Annotated in this window: 6 protein-coding genes; 2 read left to right on the top strand and 4 right to left on the bottom strand. The window is 29.7% G+C overall.

What is annotated here, in order from left to right:
- Both U9R42_01710 and U9R42_01705 read left to right on the top strand, forming a co-directional pair.
- On the top strand, nt 1-517 hold a 517-nt coding region (locus tag U9R42_01710; GenBank protein MEA3494730.1), incomplete at its 5' end, for a hypothetical protein.
- Between the two features lie 4 nt (nt 518-521).
- Nucleotides 522-989, top strand: coding sequence for a hypothetical protein (locus U9R42_01705; GenBank protein ID MEA3494729.1), 468 nt, complete (start codon nt 522-524; stop codon nt 987-989).
- 322 nt (nt 990-1,311) lie between these two features.
- Here U9R42_01705 and ribH read toward each other — a convergent pair whose 3' ends face one another.
- The 4 genes from ribH to recR all read right to left on the bottom strand — a co-directional run bounded on the left by ribH (nt 1,312) and on the right by recR (nt 5,273).
- On the bottom strand, nt 1,312-1,830 hold the full coding sequence (gene ribH, locus U9R42_01700) for a 6,7-dimethyl-8-ribityllumazine synthase (protein ID MEA3494728.1): 519 nt from the start codon (nt 1,828-1,830) through the stop codon (nt 1,312-1,314).
- A gap of 8 nt (nt 1,831-1,838) precedes the next feature.
- A complete protein-coding gene (locus U9R42_01695) occupies nt 1,839-2,555 on the bottom strand; it encodes a tetratricopeptide repeat protein (GenBank protein ID MEA3494727.1) in 717 nt (238 codons plus the stop codon).
- A 126-nt stretch (nt 2,556-2,681) separates the two neighbouring features.
- The gene (locus U9R42_01690; GenBank protein ID MEA3494726.1) at nt 2,682-4,664 is read right to left on the bottom strand and encodes a glycosyltransferase; all 1,983 of its coding nucleotides are present in this window, start codon (nt 4,662-4,664) and stop codon (nt 2,682-2,684) included.
- Nucleotides 4,665-4,667: 3 nt separating this feature from the next.
- Nucleotides 4,668-5,273: a recombination mediator RecR gene (gene recR / locus U9R42_01685; GenBank protein MEA3494725.1), complete on the bottom strand. Its 606-nt coding sequence runs from the start codon at nt 5,271-5,273 to the stop codon at nt 4,668-4,670.
- Between the last annotated feature and the right edge of the window lie 193 nt (nt 5,274-5,466).

The following is a 5,466-nucleotide window of genomic DNA, read 5'->3' as shown; positions in this document are numbered from 1 at the left end:
AAAATTAGACATACTGGAGCAAAGCGGAAGTTCCTTTTCTATGGGATTAGACAGGAAAAGGGCTTTAGAACATAAACAAAGTGAGCATCTCGGAAATGTATTAAGCACAGTTACAGACCGCAAACTCTCTGGCGAATTGCGTGGATCTTCATTGGATCATGAGACAAAGCATGGGATACAGTTTGAATATGGTGAGTTAGGTTTTGAATTTAATAGAATTCAGAACACTTGGGATCCTATTAATTATGACATGATTGATGAAGTGGAAGCACATGACGCTCAATATAGTGCAGGTAAAAATACTTTTATAGACCCACAGGGGCAATTGAGATACACTAATCAAAGAGAATATAAACGTTTATTAACTCCAACTGATAAGATAAATTTTATTCTTTTATCAACTACTATTGATGGAGTTAGTCCATATGCAAAGCTTTCAAGAATACGACTAGACAACAATAATGTAATTAGAATAAAAAATAGACAGCAGTATATGTTGCCTCATAAAATTAGATAATGTAATGAGAGTGATATTATTTTTTATATTGTTGTTAGTTTTACAAAGCTCTTATGCTCAAACATATGATACTATTAATGGAGGAACGATACGGAGTAAAACTAAAAGTGTAGATTATCTATTAAAGAGCAAATATTATTGTAAGAGCAATGATACAATATATTCATATATTTTCTCATTATCAGGCTCTATAATTCCTTTATTAAAATATACTAAGCAAAATAGGTTATGGGTTAGTTTTTACTCAAATAATTCGATTAGGGAAATTGGCAAATTTGGGAATTTGGCTTGCAATCGTAGGAATTTTCTAGGTTGTATTATTTCAATTAAAAGGAGAAGCAAACTTAAAGAAAAAAGAGAACTCTGGAAATATTATTCAGATAAAGGTCAATTAATTAAAGAAGTATATTATAATAAAAATGGACCTCCATCCCCTGTTCCAATAAGTCTTCCGAACCAAAATAAAAGATGAAAGTTGTTTATTCCAGACTGGTAGTAGTTTGCAACTACGATCAAATAACAGAAGGCAGGCTTATAGTAAACTGTGAGCCTGTTTTTTTATGAGCTAATATTTACTAAAAGATACTTCAAAATTAAGTTCAATAGAAACATTAATTCAATCAAATATTTCACAAGCAATTGACAGCATAGAAGCAAATATTTATAAAAATATTGACCTCGGTCCTTTGATAAATACCTGCCGTCTGCGGTCTGTTTATCCGTAACTTTCGAAGCGAAGCAAGTCCGTAGGATTAGCTTTTAACTCTAAGTAGTGTCACTAAGTACTTTAGGTACTAAAAACCCACATTCCCCTGAGATTTATATCTGAGGTCGTCTTTTATTTTTAGCATTTTTAGAACTGCCATTGCTGCTTCTTCACCTTTGTTTCCTTTTTTTCCACCTGCACGTTCTATCGCATGTTCATCTGTTTCTGCGGTAATAACTCCAAAGGAGGCAGGTCGGTTGTATTTTAATGAAAGGTCGGCAATTTTAAGAGCTACTGCTTCGGAAATATAATGGAAATGCGGTGTTTCTCCTTTTATGATACAACCCAAACAAACAACTGCATCAACATTTTTTAATTCAAAAAGCCACTGTGCCGCAAGAGCTAATTCAAAAGAACCCGGAACCCATTTTTCTGTAATATTTTCGTCTATGATGTTATATTTTCTTAAAGTTTTTTTGCAAGCTTCTAACAAAGAGGCTGTTACTTTTGGATTCCATTCGGAAGTAACTATTCCGATTTTTAATTTTTTAACATTTTTTACTTCACTAAAATCAAAGTTTTCTTCGGGACCTTGCTTTATGCTCATAACAAAAATTATTTACTGTTAAGCTTAGCTTCAGCTCTTCCAATATATTTTTCCACATCCATGCCTTCTTGTGTTTTTGGAAATTCTTCTTTTAGTCTGTTATAAACTTCAATTGCCTTTTTGTATTCAGCAATTTCTTCATAAGTTTTACCTGCTTTCATGTAAAATAATGGTGTTGAAAATTTATTGACTTTTGCCTCAGCTGCTTTAAGATAATAATCACAAGCTTTTTCGTATTCTTGTAATTCGCTATATGCATCGCCAATAGCTCCTAATGAAATAGGCTTTAACATTTCACTATTCGTTTTAAATTTTTTCAGATGCTTTATTGCGTCTTCAAATTCACCTATGTGAAGAAAACAAATTCCTGCATAATAATTTGCAAGGTTTGCTGTTTCTGTCATTGAAAATTCATCAAGGATATCAAGAAATCCGTAAAAAGCTTCCGCTTGACCATAGAGTGCAAGTTCAAAAGAATCTTTGGCAAAATAATCTTCAGCCATAAAAACAAGCTCTTTTGCTTCTTGATTTTTTGGTTTTAAAATCAGGTTTTTATATGCGAAAAATGCAATTAGTACTATAAGAATTCCTGTTAAAACATAAGTAATTATTTTTTTATTATTCTCGTAAAAATCTTCCAATTTAGTTTTGTTTTCCGGTGTGAAAATTGGAATATTAAATGCAGTGTCTTTATTTTCTCTTTTTACTATCTGTTTCTTTGCCATAAGTCATTTTTTTTAAAAGTGCAAAGATATACTTTATTCATAAAAGATTGAATTTACAATAAAAAAATTATAGAAGCTTTTTGTTCGCTGAATTTCATTTTGTGGTAGTGGAAAAGTATAAAATCATCAATTTCCTAACATTCTAATTCCATCCTTCATTATTTTTACATCAGTAAATACTGAGTAATCTTTTGCGTAAATAAGATTTAACTGTTTGATTCTCTTTTCTTCAAGCTCTTTTCTTTTAAATGTTACTGCTGAGCTTAAAACTCCTTTTCTTATTTTCGGCAGTTGATTGTTTTCTTCATTGTCAATGTATCCAACCCAGCTTTTGTTTCCTATCAGCACTGAAAAAATATTTTTAATAAATCCAATTTTTGAGTTCTGAAACCAAACAAATACAGGATAAAAAATTAAGAAAAATAAGGAGACAAAAATATCCATCATTCGTTTATTAGTCTTGTTTTCGGTTTTAGAAATGGACAGTTCAATATCAATTGTATAATAATCTCCACTATTATTTTTGTCGTTACTACCAATAACAAAAAGACTTTCAGGAGGTGCAATTTTAAATATTACATCCTTTTTTTCTACTTTGGTCATAATTTCAATTATCGCAGAGGAGGTAATATCCTTTGAACAAAAAATCAATTCACGAATATTAAAAACATGAATTATCTCATTCAGTTGATTAATAGTGCCAAGATTAGATTTGTCATTAGATTCTTGATTGGGGGGAGAAATATAACCGGCATATTTGAAGTTTAAAGGACTTCTATTCAACAATTGTAATACCCTTTTATTTTCTTCTTTGCTTCCAACAACTGCAATTTTTGTTTCATTGGAAAACCAAAGATTAAAACTTTTATCCACAATCAAATTATACATTATGCGAGTTATCACTGATGCGAAAAAAGTACTTAGAGTACCAAGAATTATTATTGCACGAGAAAATCTGAAAGATTCTTCAAAAAAGGCATAAAAAGAACTTATAAGAATTGTCCCCAATAAAACACCTTTTAGAATTTTACTTATTTTAAAAGGTCTTGAATAATTTTTTACAAAAAATAAACCTAATGTCCATAATAATGAATATAACGGTAAAATATAAATAAGAAATTCCCTTGGATAAGGGATGCCATGCCCGACTTTTGAATTTGATTCCCAAAATATTTTCACAAGTAGAAGTCCTCCGAAAATCAAAGAAAAATCAGAAAGAAAAAATATTGAACGATTGAAAAACCTGTGAACTATTGATACTCCTGCTCTTAAATAAATTGCAATATTTATAAAAAATGAAAAAAGTGAAGCATTCTTTTTAGAAAAATGTTTTTTGGCAAAAATTATCATTGCTTTATAAAAAAGAAATACATAATTGAGACTTCCGTTTTTTGTGCTTTCTCCCTTATAGTGAATAATTTGCGTTTCAGGAAAATAAAAGTTTTTATAGCCTGCAAGTTGAATTCTGTATGACAGATCAATATCTTCACCATACATAAAAAACCCTTCATCAAGCAATCCTACCTTTTCAAGAGTTTCTTTTCGTAACAAAAAAAATGCACCTGATAAAACATCGACTTCATTTATAGAATTGTTATCTAAATATCCTAAATGATACTGCCCAAATTTTTTTGATTTTGGGAAAAGTTTTGACAATCCTGATATTTTGTGAAAAGCAATACGAGGAGAAGGAAATCCTCTTTTTGATTCAGGTAAAAAATTTCCTGAACCATCAATCATTTTTACACCCAAAGCACCGGCTTTAGGGTTTTTGTCCATAAAATCAATAATCTTTTGGAAAGAATCTTCATTAACAACAGTATCAGGATTTAATAATAAAATATATTCCCCTTTTGCTATTTTTATCGCTTGATTGTTTGCAACGGAAAAACCTACATTCTTTTTGTTAAAAATTGAAATTACAGAAGGAAATTTTGTTTTAAGCATAGTAGCAGAGCTGTCAACGGAATTATTATCCACAACAAATATTTCGGAACTAAAAGCAGGATTTGACAATTCCATTTGCTGAATTGCTTTTTTTACTGACAATAGGCATTGCTCCAGAAAATACTTTACGTTATAATTTACTATGACGATGCTAAGCTTCATTTATTAAATATGATATGTAGTACGATTTTTAATACTTCTACCAAGAGTAATTTCATCAGCGAATTCCAGTTCACCACCAACTGAGATTCCTCTTGAAATAGCTGATAATTTTATTTTTTTGTTTTTAAGTTGTTTTGAAATATAAAACATTGTTGTGTCTCCTTCCATATTTGCATTCAGAGCAAAAATAAGTTCTTTTATTTCATCCTTTTCAATACGTTTTATTAAGGAATTAATATTTAATTCCGATGGACTAACACCTTCGATTGGAGAAATTAAACCTCCTAAAACGTGATAAACGCCATTAAATTGGCTGGTGTTTTCTATTGCAATAATATCCCTTAAATCTTCAACAACACAAACACTACTATGATCCCTTGAATTATCACTACAAATATTACAAACTTCTTTATCCGATAAGTTATGGCAGATTTTACAATATTTTATTTCAGTTCTGGTTTTTAAAATTAATTCTCCCAGTGTTGTTACCTCATCATCATTTTGTTTTAACAGATGAAGCACCATTCTTATTGCTGTTCTTTTTCCAATACCGGGGAATCTAACAAAACTGTCAACAAGATTTTTTATTATTTGGGAAGAATATTCCATTTATTAGAAAATATATTTAAGTGCAAATATTGCAATTTTTTCCACAATTCCCACTATTTAAATGTTTCCAATTTAAGAAAGCTCTATAAAAAATAATGGATTAAAAATTGAAGTAAATAATCTTTTTAATTTATTTATTGTATATTTGTGGATATTTTTTTAATAAAGAAATTCAAAAAAATTGTAATATTGT

The organism is Bacteroidota bacterium, from assembly GCA_034723125.1.
In the GTDB taxonomy this organism is placed as follows: Bacteria; Bacteroidota; Bacteroidia; order CAILMK01; family JAAYUY01; genus JAYEOP01.
This window is presented reverse-complemented; position numbering and strand designations above follow the sequence as displayed.